This window comes from Mesorhizobium japonicum MAFF 303099 (genome assembly GCF_000009625.1).
Lineage (GTDB): Bacteria > Pseudomonadota > Alphaproteobacteria > Rhizobiales > Rhizobiaceae > Mesorhizobium > Mesorhizobium japonicum.
This window is the reverse complement of record NC_002678.2, coordinates 5,341,665-5,360,086: the sequence shown is the minus strand read 5'-3', so window position 1 is coordinate 5,360,086 and position 18,422 is coordinate 5,341,665. Positions and strand designations below refer to the sequence as shown.

General features: G+C 62.3%; 11 protein-coding genes and 1 tRNA gene. 2 read left to right on the top strand and 10 right to left on the bottom strand.

Annotated features, from left to right (window positions below):
* Positions 1-9: 9 nt before the first annotated feature.
* From MAFF_RS26750 to MAFF_RS26710, 9 genes are all read right to left on the bottom strand, one after another.
* Positions 10-459, bottom strand: a complete 450-nt coding sequence (locus MAFF_RS26750) for a phage tail protein (RefSeq protein ID WP_010914133.1) — start codon at positions 457-459, stop codon at positions 10-12.
* Between the two features lie 11 nt (positions 460-470).
* Positions 471-2,057 (bottom strand): phage tail sheath subtilisin-like domain-containing protein, encoded by a 1,587-nt coding sequence (locus MAFF_RS26745; RefSeq protein ID WP_010914132.1) that lies wholly within the window; start codon positions 2,055-2,057, stop codon positions 471-473.
* A 20-nt stretch (positions 2,058-2,077) separates the two neighbouring features.
* A complete protein-coding gene (locus tag MAFF_RS26740; protein WP_010914131.1) occupies positions 2,078-3,238 on the bottom strand; it encodes a hypothetical protein in 1,161 nt (386 codons plus the stop codon).
* A 23-nt stretch (positions 3,239-3,261) separates the two neighbouring features.
* Positions 3,262-3,915, bottom strand: coding sequence for a hypothetical protein (locus MAFF_RS26735; RefSeq protein ID WP_157866087.1), 654 nt, complete (start codon positions 3,913-3,915; stop codon positions 3,262-3,264).
* A complete protein-coding gene (locus tag MAFF_RS26730; protein WP_010914129.1) occupies positions 3,908-4,495 on the bottom strand; it encodes a DUF4255 domain-containing protein in 588 nt (195 codons plus the stop codon). The genes MAFF_RS26735 and MAFF_RS26730 overlap by 8 nt, the downstream gene beginning before the upstream one ends.
* A complete protein-coding gene (locus MAFF_RS36920; protein WP_052292102.1) occupies positions 4,492-7,017 on the bottom strand; it encodes an ATP-binding protein in 2,526 nt (841 codons plus the stop codon). The genes MAFF_RS26730 and MAFF_RS36920 overlap by 4 nt, the downstream gene beginning before the upstream one ends.
* A 242-nt stretch (positions 7,018-7,259) precedes the next feature.
* Complete coding sequence (locus tag MAFF_RS26720) at positions 7,260-7,931, bottom strand: LuxR C-terminal-related transcriptional regulator (RefSeq protein WP_010914127.1); 672 nt, start codon at positions 7,929-7,931, stop codon at positions 7,260-7,262.
* A 1,037-nt stretch (positions 7,932-8,968) separates the two neighbouring features.
* Positions 8,969-9,045 (bottom strand) — tRNA-His (locus tag MAFF_RS26715).
* 355 nt (positions 9,046-9,400) lie between these two features.
* Entirely contained in the window at positions 9,401-9,859 is a 459-nt protein-coding gene (locus tag MAFF_RS26710) for a phasin (protein ID WP_010914126.1), read from the bottom strand.
* 250 nt (positions 9,860-10,109) lie between these two features.
* On the opposite strand from MAFF_RS26710, the gene MAFF_RS26705 reads away from it, so the two are divergent.
* A complete protein-coding gene (locus MAFF_RS26705; protein ID WP_010914125.1) occupies positions 10,110-14,156 on the top strand; it encodes a PAS domain S-box protein in 4,047 nt (1,348 codons plus the stop codon).
* Between the two features lie 246 nt (positions 14,157-14,402).
* Here the strand turns inward: MAFF_RS26705 and MAFF_RS26700 are convergent, their stop codons facing one another.
* Entirely contained in the window at positions 14,403-16,361 is a 1,959-nt protein-coding gene (locus MAFF_RS26700) for an acetoacetate--CoA ligase (protein ID WP_010914124.1), read from the bottom strand.
* Positions 16,362-16,558: 197 nt separating this feature from the next.
* On the opposite strand from MAFF_RS26700, the gene MAFF_RS26695 reads away from it, so the two are divergent.
* Positions 16,559-18,412 (top strand): AsmA family protein, encoded by a 1,854-nt coding sequence (locus tag MAFF_RS26695; RefSeq protein ID WP_010914123.1) that lies wholly within the window; start codon positions 16,559-16,561, stop codon positions 18,410-18,412.
* The last annotated feature ends 10 nt before the right edge of the window (positions 18,413-18,422 follow it).

The following is an 18,422-nucleotide window of genomic DNA, read 5'->3' as shown; positions in this document are numbered from 1 at the left end:
GAAACCCTCCTACTTCACCCGCTCGATGCCTTCGTTGGCGAGTTCGAGCAGTTCGATCATCACCTCGTTGCCCTTGCCGCTGAGGTCACTTGGGTCGTATTTGATCGGCCAGGCTTCGGAGATCACGAAGCGCGCCTGCTCCGTCTTGCCGCTCTCGTCGCGCACGCTGATTGCGATGTTGCGACGGCGTTCGCTGATAAGGCCGACCGAAACGTCATTGTGCCATTTGAACAGTTCGAGCGAATTGGCATCCGTCGTCATTCCGGCCTTGAGCGTGATGCTTCCGTACTTGGTCAGCCCGGAAAGCTTGCGCATATGCGGCGGATCGGTGCCCTCGCGATAGTCCACAGCCTCAATCGTCGTTTCGGCGATCGCGACTTCGCTGAACCCCGCCCTGGTGACATTGTCGATCTCCAACAGGAAGCGGAAATTTCGGATTGGATCGATGCGCGGTGCCATGACCTGCTCTCCTAACGCTGTGCTTCAGCGGTGTTCTGGAAGATGCGGAAGATGACGAACTCGGCCGGGCGGACCGGCGCGATGCCGATCTCGCAGATCAGTCGTCCGTTCAGGATGTCGTCCTGGGACATCACAGTCTCGTTGCAGGTGATGAAGAAGGCCTGTTCCTCGGTGCGCCCGTAGAGCGCGCCCAGCCGCCATTGCGTACGCAGGAACAGGCGGATGGTGTCGGTGACGCGCGCCCACAGGCGCGGATCGTTCGGTTCAAAGACAACCCATTGAGTTCCTTCGTAAATCGATCGCTCCAGGAAAATGAAGAGGCGCCGCACGCTGACATATTTCCAGAGGGCGTTCGAGGTGATGGTGCGCGCGCCCCAGATGCGGATGCCGCGGCCCGGGAATTGGCGGATGACGTTGACGCTCTGAGGATTGAGCACGTCCTGTGTTTGGTCATTGATGTCGATTTCGAGATCGAGCGCGCCGCGCAGCAGTTCGTTAGCGGGCGCCTTGAACACGCCTCTCTCGGAGTCGGTTCGGGCGAAAACGCCGAGGCTGTGGCCGCCCGGTGGCACCAGCTTGCGGGCGCCGGTGGCCGGATCGGATATCCATATCCATGGATAGTAGTAGCCGGCGTAGTTGGTATCGGTATTCAGGATATTCCGGGGGTTGAGAGCCGAGGGATCGTTCATTCCCTTGTCGCTGTCGATCACCGCGAAGCGAAACCGCATGTTCTCACAATGGATGATGATCTGGTTCGCGATATCGGTCGATACCGCGGGCGCGTAGACGAGCGCGACGTCCCGATACGGGTCAAGCTCGAGTGCGCTCAGGCCTTGGAGGTCGACGCGACTTCCGCCCGGCAGGCCGACATAGTCCGGCGTACCCAACGCGGCGGGGTCGTCGTCGCCACCCTCAGCCAGTGCGGCGCTCGTCGACGTCTGCGGCAGTTCGAACGGATCGGTGCCGACATTGCGTACCAGAAGCCCGAGCGCCGAACTGTCCGGGCCCTGGTTGGTCACTCCCTTGCCGAGGTCGATAAAGGGGAACCGCTTGCCGACATAGTCAGGCGAGTTTTCGTCGAGCACGAGGTCGTTGAAATCCTCGGTGAGCGAAGGCTGCGGGATCGTGCGCCGGCCCTCTGCGGTGAACGGGTCGAACAGCGCTGGCGGGTTGCCCGTCCAATACGCCAGTTGGATACGGAAACCGATTGGGGAGCCGTGTTGGTCTTTCGTCGAACTTGGAGTGATCTTGACCCATACGCGCTTGCCCCAGCTTCCGGGAGCGGAGGCGCGGATAGCGTAGCTTCCGATCTGCAGCTGCGCGGTGGTCGCCGCCTCGCCGACCAGGCGCGAGACGAAGACGCGCTTGCCGCCGTTCTCAAAGAAGCCGTTGATGGCATATGGCAGGTACTTGTCTTGCCCGAAGACGCCGCCGAACCAGCGCTGATACTCCTTGTAGCTGGTCACAAGGCGCGGCTTAATCGGGCCGCGCTCCGTCTCTCCAAGGAACGCCGCAGTGCTGGTGGGTACCCCCTCAATGGGACGAGGACCGCGTTCGATCTCTTCGATATATACGCCGGGATGCAGATATTCGGGCATGGCAATTCTCCGGAATCAGGTCAGCGGACGGCCAAGTCGCCGGACGACGACTGGCTGCTTGAGGTTTTGGGACCGCAGCCGCAGTCGCCGCCGTCCCTGCGCTTGTATTTGTCGCAGTCGACAGGGTTGGAGACATTGGCCTTGTAGTCGGCCTCCACCGAGCTCTTCTTCTGCTCGAGATCAGTGGTTGCCCGCTTGATCGCCGCTTCTGTGGCAGCGAGATCGGACGTCGCTGCAGCCAGCTGGTTCTTGGCAGGTAGATAGCGTTCGGTGGCCAGGCAGCAGATGATGTCGAAAAACTTGTCAGGGGGGACGATATAGGGTTGCGGTCCGATCAGCCGGTCACGCATGCTGAGCACGCCGACATCCGGCCCACAGCAGTCGTCAGGGGTGCCTTTGTCGCAGCCGCAGAAGCTCAGATATTCGGACTCGATCTTGGATGTGGCTCCACGCGGCGCGATCGCAAGATGCATCGGCACCAGCTTCAGGAAGACCAGCAAAACCGCGCGCGCCGATTCCGTGGCGATGATCTTGCGCACTTCCTCGATCTGCTTCCAATTGTCGGCGAGATTCTTGTCGATAGTCGTCGCCGGTTTTTCCCAAGCGGCAAGCACTTTCTTGATGCGATCGAACACCGCAGCCTTGGCATCGCGGTTGCGTTCCTGCCAGTAGCGCAGGTCGCGCAGCGAATAGACCTTATCGGTCAGCGCCCCGTCGCCATCGAGCCTTAGTTCGGTGTCGCGGATGGCATAGAGCAGCGGGCAGACCTCACACTCGATAAGGCACCACCAGCACGGCACGGCGCAAACCAGCTTGTGGATGAGGTCGACGATCAGCGCGTCTTCCTTCTCCCACCGCTCGCTGAAGTCCTTGAACTTCTCATTGGTATATTCGAGCTTCGCCGCCTTCGCCTTCTTCAACAGGTCTTCGAGTTCAGCCTTGAACGCCTTGGCCTGTTCGGCCTCGCTAACCAGCTTCGCCTGTTCATCGATCAGATCATCGAGGCAGGTGCCGGTCGCCGGCGGTTTGCTCGGGCAGCAGCAGGCTTCCGGCCATTTGGGCAGTTCAGGTAACGATGGCGCCTTGGGCCCCGGATCCAGCGGCTCGCACTTCTTCCCCGGCTTTCCAGGATTGCCCTGGTCCTTGGGTGAGCAATGATCCTGGTTTGCATCTTCAGTCATCGCGCGGCCTCCTTCGTTGGCAGCTAAGGCGTGAGTTCGTCCCAGGCGAAGGGCTCTTTCGCACTGTTGATTCGGCCCTGCTGGAACGGGATATCTGCGGACGTTCTGGTCATGCCGTCGCGGCGCACCTTCAGCCGGACATTCCACCCACCGCTCGGATGAGGGTTGGGGTCTTGGTCGGGCGCGAGCCGCAGCAGTACGGCAAAGTCGCCATTGGCCGCGGTTGTCGAGCGGGTCGGCGCATCCATCCAGCCGGCGTCGTCCGACCACTGTAGCCACACTTCGGCGTCCTGCACCCGTTCTGGCGTGCCGAAACGACTTTCGCGCAAACTTCCACGCAGGGCCGACACACCGGTCTGGAATGGGTAGCCGTATCTGGGCGCGAGTTCGATGCGCACGCTTTTCTTGGGCGGCACCGGCGCAGCCACCGTCGCGCCAATGTATTGCGTTGCCGATGCGTCGACGACGACGTCGAGCGGCCGAGCGGCACCCTCCTCTAGCCAGACAAAAATTCCACTCGCATTGATCACCGGCTTGTTTCGCAGACCGGTGGCCCTCACCTTGATGTCTTTCGTAACCGGTTCGAGCGTCACCGCGTCGATGATCTCGGCAGCGAACAGTACGCGGCGGGTGAACGCCGTCTCGCGTGGCAGGTTCACAGAGAAGGCACTAGGCATCCTCGACCTCCCGTGCTTGGTGACCTGCAACCAACTCGTCTTCAACCACACGCGCGCTCTCGGGCTCGGGCCTGGGCGGGTCAATCCAGACCGGTGTCGCCATATACCCGACCGAGGTCCGATAGTTGGCCGTCGGGAACAGCGTCCAGATGCGGCTCATCTCCTCGGTCGACAGCGGCTCGAAAGAGAGGTGCACAGGCTCATGGCCGACCCGCTGTCCGTTCAGCTCAGGCTCGTTGTTCAATGCCTGGATCGCCGCCCCAAGATACTTGAGCAGTGGATCATCGACCGTCGCATCCCGCGTACCAACGGTGATCAAGTAGTGCAGTTCGAGTGGCAGCGAGTTGGTATAGACGTCGACGGCCTGCGGCGGATTTCTGGAAATGACGCGATGCTCGCGATTGCGCAGGCTGGCGTTCGGGGCCATGCGGTAGAGGAAAAGTATGAGTGTCGCGCCGCGGGCGTCCGGGTCGTCGAGTGGGCCGACAAACACGTTACCCATTTCGCCGATGGTTGCGAGCGCCGCCACCAGTCTGTCGCGCACGGCCTGGGTCACGTTGTAAACGGAATCGGCGCTCATGCCGCCCTCCGCCGTTCCGCGAGATCGATCTCGATGGTCGGCAGGCCGAGTTTCGCGAGCTCGGCTTTCGAGGCATGGAGTACCTGCTCAGGCCCGATCAGCACGCCAGCGGCCGCTGCGAGGAAGGCCGCGCGCAGCGTGATCTGACGCACATTGCCGCCGGTCAGCTCGATCTTGCGGGCGAGGATGCGGAAAGTCGCATCATCGAGCATATGCGAGCCATCCGGCAGGCAATAGCGCCAGATCGCCTCGCGTGCGGTGGCGTCGGGCCTCGGAAAGTCGATTACGAAGCGTAGTCGACGGAGGAATGCGGTGTCGAGGTTTTGTCGCATATTGGTGGTTAGGATCACCAATCCTTCATGCGCCTCCATGCGTTGCAAGAGATAGGCGACCTCGATGTTGGCGTAGCGATCATGCGCGTCGTTGATCTCACTGCGCCTCGCCATCAGGCCTTCGGCCTCGTCAACCAGAACTGCGGCTCCTGATAGCTGGGCCTCCATGAAAACGCGGTCGATGTTCTTCTCGGTATCGCCGATGTATTTGCTGACGATACGGGAGAGATCGATCTTCAGGATCTGGATGTTCAGCTGCCGTGCGACTGCCAAGGCAGCCATGGTCTTGCCGGTCCCACTTGGTCCGTGGAAGAGCGCGGTGACGCCGCGGCCGTAGGGCAACTGGTCACCAAACTTCCACGCGTCCAGCACCCTGGATGCGAAGCGCACGTTGTCCACGATCTCTTCGAGCTGGCTCTTTCTATCCGCCGGCAGCACCACTTCGTCGAGTTGGAACACCGGCTCTATGCGCTGGGCGAGGCCAGAGGCGCCAGCAGCTGCGATGGCCTTGCACGCAGCGATGAAACGATTGCGGCGCGCCTCCTCGGTGGTGAGCTGAAGAGACTGTGACCGGGCGAGCCGCATAGCGTGCTCGAACCCGTCGATGCGCAGTGGGTATAGATTGGCGATCGCCTCCGCGGCTTCGTCACTGAACGAAGTATCCGCACCTGCAGCGGCAGTATGAAGAGCCGAGACGCGCATGGCCGGAGGTATGGTCTGCTCGTCGACGACATAGGCGGCAGATCCAAGCAATTCGACTATATGGGCCGGGCCGGCGGTAATGATTGTGCCTTGGCATCCCACGCTTCCGATCGCCAGCAGGAACGTTCGCGTGGCTTCGATATGTTCGCGCACATTGTCGAGGCCACTGGCGTCGATGACGATCGGCTTACCGTGCAGGCGGGAGAGCCTAGCTACGCGAACGCCACAGTCGCGACTCTCGTTGCAATCGAGGTTATGTAGGCTGGTTACTTCGATGCGGATGATCTCAAGGTCACGATCGTCGGCGCCAGCCTCGACCAATGCAGCGAGTGTTCTGGGATTGTCGGTGTCGACCACGATCCAGTGGCGGCCGGCGCGATCCTGCAGTTGTCTGATGAGACGTGTGGCGCGTTCGCTGTCGATCAGGCCGCCGCCCGGCCATTGCGTGGCACGAACGATGCGGCGCAGCATCGGATCATGCTCCATCAGGTCGTCAGCACCGACCAACCAGTCACGGAACGGTGGATCGAGACGCAATGGCGCGTCCGCGGCCGGCGTGCCTTTTGCATGATCCTCGAACAGCCGCCAGCGCGCGAGGTTGCCCGTCTGCGCAAGCTCGCGACTGACATGCGATGGCTCGCCGAGCAGTTCGGCGTAAAGGCCGAGGCTGCCTACGCGCCGGCCCACTTCCTCCATTAGCAGCGAGATCCAACGCTGGTGGCGGGGGTCAAGCTCCGGTCCCAGCGCGAGCACCATCACGCGAAACTCAAGCGTTGTCAGCGCAAGCGATCGGGCAGAAACTGCCAGTGGCTCATTGCTGGTCGCGGCCTCAGCAAGGGCCTCGGCGAGCGTATCGCTGGCTGCCTCGACCTCTGCGCTGGGCGGCAATGCTGTCAGTGCGGGCCGATCATCGAGATAGTCGGCGACGGGCGCGCTGGTGAGCGAAGCGCCGGCCGAGCCGGAACCAGTATCGACCAGCCTGGCTACTGCCGCCCGTAGTATCGCATGCACCCATCCTGTCGCTGCATTCATTACCGGATATTGCTGATCTTCATTGCCAAGGCGACGCGACTTGAGCGCATTGTCGGAAGGCAGGAGTCGCAGCTGGAATTGGGATAGCCGTTCATCGGGGGAAGAACCACCGCGGTCGACCAATTGGCGTAGCGCTGCCAGCAGCGAGTCGAGGCCGGCATCGCGTACCGCGATACGCACCAGATTCTCGTTGATCGCCACGCATTGCACAACCAATCGTCTGCGACTGGTCAGCCAGCGCGAAGCGATCTCGTCGGTATCCTTTTGATGACCGACCAATACGACCGCGCAACGCGCCGTCGGCGGCATCGCGTCGAGCAGGATAGCCACCTCCTCGGGTTCAACGACGCGACGCTCAACCAGGTTCATGTCCGAACGTTCTCTGACCGCCCCGGCTATGCCTTCGGCCTGGATGTCCGGTGAAGTCGCTGCAACGAGAACGTTGATCCGCGACACGGCGATGACCCTCGACAGTTCGGATCGTGCGTTGTCGCAGAACCCAGCCGCCAGTCCTATTCAGCTTGTCGGCTCACAAAAGATGGATGGATGGGCCATCAGCCAGATTAGCTCGAAGGATCCAGGGTGCCGCGATGACGGCTATCAATCCAAGGATCCATCCTTCACGGACGAGGACATGCGGCCGGACGTCGACCGGCTAAACATGCGCATGCGTGCGAAAAGGAGGAGCAGGGGGCGAGTCAGTCGGCTTCGTCGTACCGATCCAGCGGCGGCGAAGCAGCTATCCATGGCGCCTCGCGCACGCGGCGCATCGCTTGCGTGCGCCGAGGCAGCTTTAGCTTCTGGAGAATGTTATGGACATGGTGCTTGACAGTGGCGACGCTGACGCTGAGGTCGAGCGCAATCTCCTTGTTGGATAGACCATTGCCGATCAATTGCAGCACCTCTCCCTCGCGTTGCGTAAGCGCCTTGGTCGATTCCGCCGGCCGCGTGTTCCGCTCCATTTCAAACAGTGCGCGCAACAGTCCGCCGGAAATCTCGGCGCTGCACGAGAGCTTCCCGCAGCGCGCGTTCGCAAGCGCGCAGCACAAATCCTCCACGGACGCGTCTCGGCCGACATAGCCACTGAACCCGGCCCGCCCGCAACGAATGACGTCCTGTCGCTGCTCTTGGAGGCCGAGCGCGACTAGTGCAATCCCCGGGAACTGCGATGCAATCGAGCGAACTTCGTCAAGCGCTATGCCCTGCGTCACATCGATCAGCACAATTTCGGCATGCACATCACGAAGGAGGATACGCAGATGTGTCAGGTCGGAAACGGTTGCTTGCAGCGAGACTTCGGTTCGAGGAAGAAAGCACGCGGTCAACGCGTCCCCAAACAAACGGATCGGAGTAACAACAACAAGCCGCATAAAACCCCCACGGCTCCCTTATGCAGTGATCAACACCTGCGAGGCAGCCCGGAATGGACTTACGTCTGAACGGCAGTAGGCATTAAGAACTTCTAATGTACATAAACTTTCCCCCTCCAGCAACAGAAGGCGAGCAATTACCCCATCACTCCAGTACTCGAACTGCGCTTAGGTCCGGACACATTAAGGGGCTTTGTTAGCCGCGAAACGGACGAAGGCATTGAAGACTCAGGGCTAATTCTGACACGCCAACGGGCGCACCAACCTGAACTATTGCTCAGAAATGGGGTACAACGGACCGCCGAAACTAAAGGACGATAAAGTCATAAGAAAGGGTTAATACTTTGCGCGCTCTCGTGTCCGAAGCTCGCAAAGCTCAGGACTACAATTCCCAGTCCTCATCCTGATGACCGTGATCTGTAGCGGCTTGCCAAGACGGTGAGCCGGCCACCTCGTGCCGACTAAACCCGAGGGCGCACAAGGCTGAAGCTCGGAAATGTCCGCTGGTGGGGCCAAATCAGTTCGGTGCTGGAGAAAGTTCGTGGCCCCGACAAGTCAGGCAAGTCTACGGCTGTGCCTGATTCAACGGCCAATCCGTCGCCCATTGACGTAGAAAGTGCTGGCCTCTTCGCAACGGCCGAGCAAGTCGGGTGTGTTGAAGCAGATTCTGACGTTTTGACCTCAAAGCTGTCGGACTGCTTGCGACCGCAAAGGGCCGTTTGGTTATTAGAGATGCGCATCGATGACCCGCATATGCGCTGCGGCCGAAATTAGAACCCGCCTAATTGCACGTCGTTGCCGCCAATTACCGCACTCGTCACTGAAGGTATTTCGAAACCGGGAGGCTTGAGGTACGTCTGACGGTGCCATCAATGCGCGGAGAAATTGACAACAGACCCAAACATTACGGTCAAAGCTCCTTGGACTTGCCCGATAAGTAGCACAATAGGTAACACAAATGAGCGAAACTAGGCTAAACCGACAATCGAATTTCTGAAATTCTTCAGCAAATTCAGTAGGTTACATAGAATTTTTAATGGTACCGTTGGCTGGGATCGAACCAGCGACCTCCGGATCCACAATCCGGCGCTCTAACCAGCTGAGCTACAACGGCACATTTGCCTGAGCGGGATCGGCGTGGAAATTCGTTCCACTTGATCCGCTCTGTCGTTCGGCGATGCGTCCATACGGGCTTATGGATTTTAATTCAAGGCTTTTGCGAAGCAAAGGCCAGTTCCCCACATCTCGCCGCATCGAGCGGGATCCATCGGGCAAAGAAAAAGGCCGGCGGGAGGAGGTGCCGGCCTTTTCCTGTTACGAGCCAGCGGGAGGAGGAGCTGGCTGGTCACCCCGGGGAGCAGAGGGAGGAGGTTCCACTCGCCGGGTATTCCTTGATGGCTGCCATCATACGCCTGACGGTTTTTAAGAAAATGCGACCTTTTGTTGCATCCTCAGATCATGCGCAAATGTTAGGCAGCCTTGATGTCCTTGATCGCCTTCTCGAAGGCGGTCTTGATCGGCTTGGAGACTTCTTCAGCCGCCTTGGAGGCAACAGCCTGGAAGTCCTTGGCCTGCTCGACGGTCAACTCGACGCGCTTGCGCAGGAAAGCGGTCTGCAGCTCGACGACTTCCGACAGCGACTTGGCGCCGATCAGGGCTTCGAGATGCGAGAAGCCGGCTTCGGCATTGGCGCGCAGCGCCGCGATGGTCTTGAGCGACAGGTCGCTGGAAACAGTCTTGGCGGTCTCGTAGGTCGACTCCAGAGCCTTCTGGGTCTCCTCGGCGCCGGTCTTGAGCTTGGCATAGGCCTCTTTCGACTGCTCAACGCCCTTTTCGGCGAAAGCGCGAATCTGGTCAGTGGCCTTGGAAGCGTCGAAGCTCGGGAATTCAACGTTTTCGATCGTGTCGGCGGTCTTGGTCTTGGACATTTTCCATCCTTTTCAGCGGCAGCGGCTTTGACGGAAAGCCGTCTCGTTCAGTTATGATGGCAATATAAAGGCAAATTTTGTGCATTGCAATATCTTTGTTGCAGTGCACCATAAATTTCTTTCGGGCCGTTAACCAAAAGCCCAGAAACCAGCCTTTGCACGTTCTGGCTTGTGGACCTTCGCGCCGCCGGCTTTTATTAACAAAGCGTTAACTGCAAATTTCGCCGCTCCGTGAGGGTTCGCCAAGCGCATGCCGTCCGAATATTCCTTCCTCGACGTCGCCGTGCTCGACGCTGTGCGCCAGCGCTTTGCCGCCGGCGACGCGATCGCGATCCTGTCGGTGGACCTGGAACAGGTGATCTGGGCCAATGGGCCGGGCGCCGCCGTGTTCGGCTATCCCGACATCGAAGCGATCATCGGCGCATCGGCACAGTTGCCGCTGATCGCCCGCCGCCAGATCATGGCGACCAGCGGCTTCCCCGAGATCGGCAGCGATCGCGGCATCACCGTCAGGCTGGCAACCGGCATGACCAGCCGCACCATCGGCTTCCAGGCAAGTGCCGTGACGATGCCCGACGCCGAGAAGGCGATCATGCTGGCGGTGCCGGCGGCGCAGACAGGCTCGCGCGGTGCCGCCGAAGTCGCCAGCCGGGCGATCAGCGGCTTCACCGAAGACGGCCATTTCATCGCCTTCATCGATGCCGGGGGCAATGTCGAGGCCGCGTCGGACGGGTTTTCGAAGCTCGGCATCCAGCCCGCGACTCTGGCCGCCCTGGTCGCCGATGTGGCCGCCGAGGGTGAGCGCATCGTCAAGCGTCTCGTTCCGGGCGGCAACACTTCCTACCCGGCCGGGCTCGCGCGGCTGACGCCGGAGCGGCATCTCCTGGTTGTGATCGATGAGGATCAGCTCGAGGACAACGCCGCTGCTGCAGTTGCAGGGGCTTCGGCAGACGGCCCCTCGGCAGCAACGGAAAGCCCCGCCACCGAGATTGGCCGAGCAACAGCGGCGGAAGGCGCTGCCGCGCAATCCGATCCTCATCAGGACAATCAGCCGACGGCGGATGTTCCGCTGACGCAGGCCGTCGAACGGTCGCCTGGCACCGCAGAGATCGAGCCGGAGCCCGCCGCTGGCCAGCCCGTGGCTGAAGATAGGCCGGAACGGGCAACGCAAGAGATTGCGGGGCCGACCGAGCCGACACCGGTTGCCGCCGACAACGATCAGCCGGCTGCGGGCAGCACGCCGGCACAGCACGATCATTGGTACTTCCATGCCGGCGAGGACGGCGCGCCACCCGCGCCTGCTACGCCGGAAGCGAAAAACGTGGCCCAAGCGACCGGCGCCGAGGCTTCGGTGGACAGCGCGAAGGAGAGCAAGCCCGCCTCCCCGGCAGCCCAGACGCCCCCAGCCCGGACAATAGACCGCTCGGCAGCGCCGCTACGCTTCGTCTGGCGCACCGACGCCGAAGGCAAGTTCAGCGCGCTGTCGCCGGAATTCGCCGACATTGTCGGCAAGCCGGCGGCCGACGTGATCGGCCGGCGCTTCAGGGATGTCGCGGCGGCCTTCGGCCTTGACGCGTCCGGCGAGATCGCCGGCCTTCTGGAGCGGCGCGATACCTGGTCCGGCCGCTCTGTGCTGTGGCCTGTCGTCGGCACCGACCTGAAGATCCCCGTTGATCTCGCGGCTTTGCCTGTTTATGGCCGCAGCCGCGCCTTCGAAGGTTTTCGCGGCTTCGGTGTGGCCCGCGCCAGTGACGCGACCGTCGACCCGGAAGCGATCGGCATGGCGCTGGTGCCCAATGGCAAGGCGCCGGCGGTGTCCGTACCGCAAGCCGTCGAGCATCCCGCTGAAGAACCGAAGACGGAAGAGCCGAAGGCCAAGGAACCAAATGCAGCGGACCCGTTCAAGGGCGAGGTGCCGGCGCTGACCATCGTGCCGAAACAGGAGCGGCGCTTTGCTGACAAGGTCATCCGCCTAGCCGAACACCGGCAGCCGGCCAACGACAAGGGACTGTCGACCCTGGAACGCAGCGCCTTCCGTGAGATCGGCGAGCGGCTGAAGAAGGACAGTGCGCCGGCCGAGCCGCCGGAAGCCGACAAGCCCGGCACCGAACGCCCGCCAGAACCGGTGATCAACACACCGGCTGAGCCCACGGCTGAAACAGCGGCCGAGGCCCCAGTCGCGAAGACGGAAACTCCGATCTTGCCCGCCGACGAGGTTGTGGCGACGCCTGATACCGTGCCGGATCAAAAGCCATCAGAGGCCGGCGAAATCACAGCGGAATCTGAGAGCGACGCGGCGCTGGCCGAACCATCCGAGACCGATGCCGAGGACGAGGCGGATCTCGCACGGCTTGATGGCGGTCACCCGGACGACGTGGCTGATGCCGAACCCGCCGACACCTTGCCTGGCGCGGGCGGATCGTTGCTCAACTACGCCGACCGCAATGATGAACCCGGCCCTGTCGCCGACAATGACGAGCCCCCGGTTTCAGAAGCCGTAGCGGCGGAACCGGAGGTTACGGAACCCGTCGCGACCGGTGACGGAGGCGATGCCAAAGACGCCACGCATGATGCCGTCGACGATGACGACAGCATGACATCGGCCGATTTTCGCGATGCCGAGGACAATGAGGACTGGGGCGACGGCGAGAAGGCGGCAGCCGCTGACGAGCAGGCCGCGACATTTGGCGCCGGTGCAAGCGACGTCGTCGAGAGCCCGGCTGGACAGCCACGCCTGAAAGTGCCGCCGCTGAGGACCGAAGGGATCGTGCCGTCGGCCTTTTCCGTCGGCAACGAAAGCAAGGCTCCGGACACCTCGCTGCTCGGCAAGCTGCCGGTGCCGCTGCTCATCCATTCGGGCGACCAGTTGCACTATGCCAATGACGAATTCCTCGACCTGACCGGTTACGACACGCTCGAGGACCTCGAGGACGCCGGCGGCCTCGGTGCACTGTTTGCCGATCCCTATGCCGATGACGGCACCTCCGACGGCAGCGACCGGGCGTTGCGGCTGAAGACCCGCGATGGCCAGGAATTCCCGATCGACGCCATCCTGCGCTCCGTTCCCTGGCGCGACGGCAAGGCGCTGATGCTGGTCGTGCGCCGTTCCGGCGATGATGACGCGCCCGTGGCCCTGCACGCGGTCGGCGAAGAGCCGACACAGCCCGACATTTCCGAGCTCAAGGCGCGCATTGCCGAGATGCGCACCATCATCGACACCGCCACCGACGGCGTCGTGCTGATCGGCAGCGACGGCACCATCCGCTCGATCAGCCGCCCGGCCGAAGCGCTGTTCGGTTTCGACAGCGACGAGGTGACCGGCAAGCCCTTCGCCTCGCTGTTTGCCATCGAAAGCCAGCGCGCGGCGCGCGACTATCTCACCGGCCTTTCCGAACCCGGCGTGGCAAGCGTTATGAATGACGGCCGCGAGGTGATCGGGCGCGAGGCGCAGGGGCGCTTCATCCCGCTGTTCATGACCATCGGCCGGCTGCCCAATGACAGCGGCTTCTGTGCTGTCGTGCGCGACATCACGCAGTGGAAGCGAGCCGAGGAAGATCTCACCCAGGCGCGCGCGGTGGCCGAACGGGCGTCCTCACTGAAGACCGATTTCCTGGCCCGCATCAGCCACGAGATCCGCACGCCGCTCAACGCCATCATCGGCTTTTCCGAATTGATGGTCGACGAGAAATTCGGACCGGTCGCCAATGACCGCTACCGCGACTATCTGCGCGACATCAACCGCTCGGGCAACCATGTTCTCGACCTGGTCAACGACTTGCTCGACATCTCGAAGATCGAGGCCGGCCAGCAGGAAATGGCCTATGAGGCCGTCTCGCTCAACGACACGCTGGCCGAGACCGTGGCGATGATGCAGCCGCAGGCCAACCGCGAACGCGTCATCATCCGCTCCAGCTTCGCCTCGCGGCTGCCGGAAGTGGTGGCCGACCTGCGCAGCGTGCGCCAGATCGCGCTCAACATCCTGTCCAATGCCATTCGCTACACCCAGGCCGGTGGCCAGGTGATCGTTTCAACCGCCTATGAGACTTCGGGCGACGTCGTCATGCGGGTGCGCGACACCGGCATCGGCATGAGCCAGGCCGAGATCGAACAGGCGCTGAAGCCGTTCAAGCAGATCAACGCGCTGAAGCGCGGTCGTGGCGACGGCACCGGTCTTGGCCTGCCGCTGACCAAGGCGATGGTGGAAGCAAACCGCGCCCGCTTCACCATCAATTCGACGCCGGGCGAAGGTACGCTGGTGGAAGTTGCCTTCCCCTCGACCCGGGTGCTGGCCGAATAGCAGGTCCAAAAGAAAAGGCGCCCTGGAGGACGCCTTAAGAGATGGGATTGCTGTCACAACGGGGCTTGAGCGAATTCAGATCCTCGGGGGGCTGAGGAACGGGATTTCTCCCTCAAGTTACATGCGACTATCGGGGCCGGGCCTTAACAAGTCCTTACCGGACCGCCGAAAAATTTACGAATGTGTACCACTCGTGAAATCTAGGTAAATTCCCGCAACATAGTTCGTTAACCATGCCGATCGGGGTCATTCGGCAAGCTGCGGCAGGTTCCTGAACAGCTCCAGCGCTTCCGGGTTGGCGAGCGCTTCCTTGTTCTTGATGGCGCGGCCATGCACGACGTCGCGCACGGCGAGTTCGGTGATCTTGCCCGACTTGGTGCGCGGAATATCCGTGACCGCGACGATCCTGGCCGGGACATGGCGGGGGCTGGCACCGCTGCGGATCTTGGCGCGGATGCGTTTTTCCAGATCCTCGTCCAGTTCGACGCCCGCGGCCAGCCGCACGAACAGCACGACACGCACGTCATTGTCGAAATCCTGGCCGATGCACAGCGCCTCCAGGATTTCCGGCATCTGTTCGACCTGGTTGTAGATCTCCGCCGTGCCGATGCGCACCCCGCCCGGATTGAGGGTGGCGTCCGAGCGGCCATGGATGATCATGCCGCCATGCGCCGTCCACTCAGCGAAATCGCCATGGCACCAGACATTGTCGAAACGCTCGAAATAGGCCGCCTGGTATTTCTTGCCTTCGGGATCGTTCCAGAAGCCGATCGGCATCGACGGAAACGCCTTGGTGCAGACCAGTTCGCCCTTTTCCTGCCGGATCGGCTTGCCGTCATCGTCCCAGACATCGACGGCCAGGCCGAGGCCTGGTCCCTGGATCTCGCCGGTCCACACCGGCTGGTTGGGCACGCCGAGCACGAAGCAGGAGACGATGTCGGTGCCGCCGGAAACCGAGGCGAGATGCACATCCTTCTTGATGCCTTCGTAGACGAAGCGGAAATCCTCGGGCGACAGGGGCGAACCGGTGGAGGAGATCGCCCGCACGGTCGACAGGTCATGGCTGCGGATCGGCTTGAGGCCGGCCTTGCGCACGGAATCGATGAACTTGGCCGAGGTGCCGAAGAAGGTCATCTTCTCGGCATCGACGAAGTCGAACAGCACATTGCCGTCGGGGTAGAAGGGCGAGCCGTCGTAGAGCAGCAGCGTCGCCCCGGAAGCCAGGCCCGACACCAGCCAGTTCCACATCATCCAGCCGCACGTGGTGAAGTAGAAGAAGCGGTCGCCGTCGACGAGGCCGGCATGCAGCCGGTGTTCCTTGACATGCTGGATCAGCGTCCCGCCGGCCGAATGGACGATGCATTTGGGGATGCCGGTGGTTCCTGATGAAAACAGGATGTAGAGCGGATGCGAAAACGGCAGAGGCTCGAAGCTGACTGGCTTGGCGGCGAAGGGCGACAGCGCCTCTTCCATCGCCACCGCCTTGTCGATGGTTGCCGCCACATCGGCCGAAGTACCGAGATAATCGACAAGCAGCACCTTGCGGACACTGCCGAGCTTGGCCGCGACCGCGGCGACCTTGTCAGCGACCTCGATCGCCTTGCCATTGTACCAATAGCCGTCAGGCCCGATGAAGATGACGGGCTCGATCTGGCCGAACCGGTCGAGCACGCCCTGCTCGCCGAAGTCGGGCGAGCAGGATGACCACACCGCGCCGATGGAGGCGGCGGCCAGCATGGCAGCGACTGTCTCGGGCATGTTGGGCATCATCGCGGCAATGCGGTCGCCCTTCTTGACCTTGAGCGACAGGAAAAGCTGCTGCAGGCGCGAAACCAGGCCATGCAGTTGGTTCCAGGACAGCCGCCGCTCGACCTTGTCCTCGCCGCGGAAGACGATCGCCTCGCCCGCGCCGGTCTTCTTCAACAGGTTCTCGGCGAAATTCAACGTCGCGTCGGGAAAGAAGGAGGCACCCGGCATCTTGTCGCCATCGGCGAGCAGGCGCTCGCCCTTTTCGCCGGCGATGCCGCAGAAATCCCAGACCAGGCTCCAGAACCCCTCGCGATCCTCGACCGACCAGCGGTGAAGATCGGCATAAGAGGCGAATGTGGCGCCGGCTTTCGCCTCCGCGGCCTTCAGGAAAGCCGTCAATGGCGAAGCGTCGATCCGGTCTTGCGTCGGGGTCCAGAGCGGTACTTCGGCAGCCATTATCGATCCTCCCACGGTCGTCATCGCTTATGCATATCGCAGCGCAGCAGAGCAAGATTTTGTTGGGCCGAAGCGGCCAGGTGTGCGCAAATGCCATCGCCGGGCCATAAAGACTTGAAATGCCTCAGTCCTAAGTCGTAGTGACGACTGGGGTTACACCCTGGGCGATTAATCGGAACGCGAGCATATAGGGCGAGATGCCATCATCCTTGATCCGCCGCGGAGTATGGGCGATCGGCGCTGCCGTGATCGTCATCGCTCTGGTGGTCGCCACGCTGCCGCTGATCGCCTCGACGCGCATCGTGCGCGACCGCATCGCCTGGGAAATGAGCGCCTGGAGCGGCTTCCGGGTCGCCATCGAAGGCTCGCCGCGCATAGAGGTCTGGCCGAAATTCCGGGCGATCCTGACCGATGTGACGCTGTCGAAATGGACGGATACCGATGCGCCGCCGGTCGTCGAAGCCGAACGCGTCGAAATCGACCTATCGGCCATGGCGGCGTTGCAGGGCGATGTCGTGTTTTCCACGGCGCGGCTGGTGCGGCCGACGATCCGGGTCCAGCGTACTGCGGACGGCCTGTTCCTGCCCACCGCGCCGACCGGCGGGCGCATCGCACGTTCCATCGACACGGCGCGCGGCGTGGTCAGTGCCGATCCCGCCAAGCCCAACCTCGACAAGCTGCCGACAGATGCCTTCGGCACGGTTGAGTTCAGGGACGGCCGCATGGTGGCTTCCGTCAACGGCAAAGACGTGGAAATCCTGAGCAGCCTCAGCGGCCAGGCGACCTGGGCGGCGATGAACAGCAATGCGACACTGTCGGCAACCGGGATCTGGCGCGGCGAAAGCGTGACCGTCGACGCCGCCTCGCAGAAACCTCTGGTGCTGTTTGCCGGCGGCATGGCGCCGCTCACTCTGTCTTTCAAGGCAGCACCCGGCACCTTCTCCTTCGACGGCACGGCCAGCATGTCCGACAACGCCTATTTCGACGGCCAGGTGAAATTCGCGGCACCCTCATTACGCCGCGTGCTGGAATGGTCGCAGGCCGGCATCGCGCCGAGCGCTGCGATCGGCTCGGTCAGCATTTCGAGCAAGGTCACGGCGTCGGCCGGACGCATCAAATTCGAAAACACCGCGCTGGCGCTGGACAACAATCCGGGCATGGGCGCGCTCGACCTGTCGCTTGGCGACGCCCAACCCGTGATCTCAGGCACACTCGCCTTCGACACGCTCGACCTCAGATCGTTTCTGTCCGCCTTTACGCCGCTGGGGCCGGCAAGCGGGACCGCGCCGGGTGACGTTGAGGCCAGTTTCGCCGACCGGTTCAATCTCGATCTCAGGCTGTCCGCGGCGCATGCCACGGCCGGCACAATCCAGCTTGCGGATGTCGCCGCCACCGCCCAGGTCAAGGACGGTCTTTCCGTCTTCGATATCTCCGACGCCTCGGCCTTTGGCGGCAACATCCAGACCAGCCTTCGTTTCGACCGCAAGCCCGAGGGCACCCAGGTCGAGATCCGGCTGCTTGCTTCCGATATCGATGGCGGCGCGTTCGGCACGGCGGCGGGCATGACCCGGCTGGTGCCGGTCGGCACGGGCACCGTTTCGGTCATCCTCAAGGGACCGGGCAGGACCTGGGATTCGATCTTTGAAAACGCCGACGGCTCGGTTTCGGCAACCTTCGGCCCCGGCGCGCTGAGCAAGTTCAACCTGCCGGCCTTTCTCAAGCATACCGAACAAGGCGGCTTCTTCGCGCTCGACGACGTCTCGGACGGCACTCTGCCGATCGACGGCGCCGAAGTGAAGGCGACCATTTCGCGAGGCGTGGCGAGGTTGGACAAGGCCGAAGCCAATTCGGCGAAGTACAAGATCTGGCTTTCCGGCATCGCCTCCTATGCCGGGCGTGGGCTGGCGCTGTCCGGCGGCGTCATCCAGCCGGACCAGGCGGCGGCGCAGAAGACCGGCCAGCAAGGCCCCAACCAGTCGTCCTTCTTCGTCGGCGGAACCTGGAGCACGCCGTTCATTTCGCCGATAAGCCGCGGCGTCTCGGGCGAGTAGAGGGGCGCTT

What these genes read in the sequence shown, in the direction of transcription:
- MAFF_RS26745 (WP_010914132.1), bottom strand. Translation starts at nt 2,057, where the DNA reads ATGCCCGAATATCTGCATCCCGGCGTATATATCGAAGAGATCGAACGC.
- MAFF_RS26750 (WP_010914133.1), bottom strand. Translation starts at nt 459, where the DNA reads ATGGCACCGCGCATCGATCCAATCCGAAATTTCCGCTTCCTGTTGGAG.
- MAFF_RS26695 (WP_010914123.1), top strand. Translation starts at nt 16,559, where the DNA reads ATGCCATCATCCTTGATCCGCCGCGGAGTATGGGCGATCGGCGCTGCC.
- MAFF_RS26720 (WP_010914127.1), bottom strand. Translation starts at nt 7,931, where the DNA reads ATGCGGCTTGTTGTTGTTACTCCGATCCGTTTGTTTGGGGACGCGTTG.
- MAFF_RS26700 (WP_010914124.1), bottom strand. Translation starts at nt 16,361, where the DNA reads ATGGCTGCCGAAGTACCGCTCTGGACCCCGACGCAAGACCGGATCGAC.
- MAFF_RS26730 (WP_010914129.1), bottom strand. Translation starts at nt 4,495, where the DNA reads ATGAGCGCCGATTCCGTTTACAACGTGACCCAGGCCGTGCGCGACAGA.
- MAFF_RS26705 (WP_010914125.1), top strand. Translation starts at nt 10,110, where the DNA reads ATGCCGTCCGAATATTCCTTCCTCGACGTCGCCGTGCTCGACGCTGTG.
- MAFF_RS26710 (WP_010914126.1), bottom strand. Translation starts at nt 9,859, where the DNA reads ATGTCCAAGACCAAGACCGCCGACACGATCGAAAACGTTGAATTCCCG.
- MAFF_RS26735 (WP_157866087.1), bottom strand. Translation starts at nt 3,915, where the DNA reads ATGCCTAGTGCCTTCTCTGTGAACCTGCCACGCGAGACGGCGTTCACC.
- MAFF_RS26740 (WP_010914131.1), bottom strand. Translation starts at nt 3,238, where the DNA reads ATGACTGAAGATGCAAACCAGGATCATTGCTCACCCAAGGACCAGGGC.